Genomic DNA, 1,680 nt, shown 5'->3' on the forward strand with positions numbered 1-1,680 from the left:
TTATTATTGACTAGAGTCATGCTCCCCAAGTTCTGGCTGCCCATACCTGTCTGTTGTTTGTAACCTATGAGTCAGATGTCTGCCCGGTCGGGATCTTACTGGCGCGCAACCCTGACGCGGTGGTTCCCACAGCCTCTGGATCGCTGGGTGGCCGGGATCACCCTCTGCAACCTGGTCATCGGAGCGATCCTGTTGGTGTTGGGCAACCACACAGCTCCTTACGTGCGGGACTTTAACTGGCAACAGCAACGGGTGGGGGCGCAAGAAGTGCAGATGGTGCTCACCTTCAACCGCCCGATGGATCCCGTCAGTGTTGAAGAGCATTTGGAGATCCAGCCCCCTCTGCCAGGCCGAATGCGCAAACTGGGTCGCCGCTTTTTTTGGACGCTGACAGAACCGGCCCCCTACGGCCAGACCTACCGGGTGCGCCTGCAGGCAGCGGTAGATGAACGGGGCCAGCCCATGGCCCAGCCCTTTGAGGGGGAATTCCGCACGCCGGATCGGCAGTTGCTGGGGATCAGCACCGAACCTGCCCAGCGAGGGCGAATGTTTCTGTTCAACCTGGAGACGGGAGCCGCTACTCTGCTGACTCCAGCTGGGCTCAAGGTAACCCAAATGCAGCCCAGTGCTGATGGCCGCTTCGTGTACTATTTCGCCACGGCCACCAACCTACAGCACCAGGATCTGTACCGGCTGGATCTGGAGGATCTGTCTTCGCGGTTGCTGCTGGATCATCAGGGTTACCAAAACCTGCGCTTCCAAGTCTCGCCGACGGGGGAACTGGTGGTGGCAGAGCGGATCCCGCTGCAACGGGATCCCATGGCTGCCGTCCAGACGGAGCTGTGGATCCAGAAAACGAGCCGGGATCCCTTTGAATGTCTAGAGCTGGATACGGCGGTGGGGGGAGATTTTTTCATTAGCCCCGATGAGAGCAGCCTGCTCATCTCGCAGGGACAGGGGGTGGGGATCGTACCCTTGCATCCACGGGCGGCAGCGGAGAGCTTTCTAGCCCAGTTCGGCCAAACCTTAGCCATCCGCCCTGATGGGGCTTTCGGGGCTTTGCTGCGCTTCAATCCCGACTACACCCGCAGCCTCTCCATCGTCAGCAATACCGGCAACAGCGAGGAGATTTTGAGAACCCAGGGATCCATCCTGAAAGGGGCTTTTTCCCCTCGGGCGCCCATCTTCTACGCCTTGGTCAGTGAGGTCTCTCACGTTAGCGGTGCGGAGCATTATTCTGTTGGCGAGGTCGCGATGGACTCCCCCAGCTACACCGAGTCGCCCCGCCTGCTGGCGATAACGCTCGGCACTGAAGCAGGCAACGCCATAGAGGTGGTTCGAGCCACCTATCCCGTCGATCTGGACTTCAGCATTTCCCCGGATGGACGCATGCTGGCCTACACGCTCTTGGAACCGTTCCCAGGGATCCCGGATCCCTCGGCTCCCCTTAGCCGTAGCGGGCAAGCCATCATGGCCTCGCAAGTGTGGTTGGTGGATTTGCAGGACGGGCTGCCCATTCCTGATGGACAAAGTGGTTCGCACCGCTGGCGGGAACGCCGCCTACCGCTGGGCAGCAGCGCCCTAGCCTGGATCCCTTAGGGCGAGAAAGCCACTTGGAGAACAAACCTGCCTAGAATCAAGACAGGGTGTGCGAGGAGAGCATGACTCTAGTCAATAATA

General features: G+C 59.9%; 1 protein-coding gene. It reads left to right on the forward strand.

Translation table 11 applies throughout. The features are described 5' to 3' along the window. The first annotated feature begins 75 nt into the window (after window positions 1-75). Window positions 76-1,599, forward strand: a complete 1,524-nt coding sequence (locus tag NW818_RS12105) for a hypothetical protein (RefSeq protein WP_414424691.1) — start codon at window positions 76-78, stop codon at window positions 1,597-1,599. Window positions 1,600-1,680: the final 81 nt, after the last annotated feature.

This window comes from Synechococcus sp. R6-5, assembly GCF_047461775.1.
GTDB lineage: Bacteria > Cyanobacteriota > Cyanobacteriia > Thermostichales > Thermostichaceae > Thermostichus.

Excerpts from the sequence above, each read along its gene's own strand:
- NW818_RS12105 (WP_414424691.1), top strand. The coding sequence starts at position 76 with ATGTCTGCCCGGTCGGGATCTTACTGGCGCGCAACCCTGACGCGGTGG.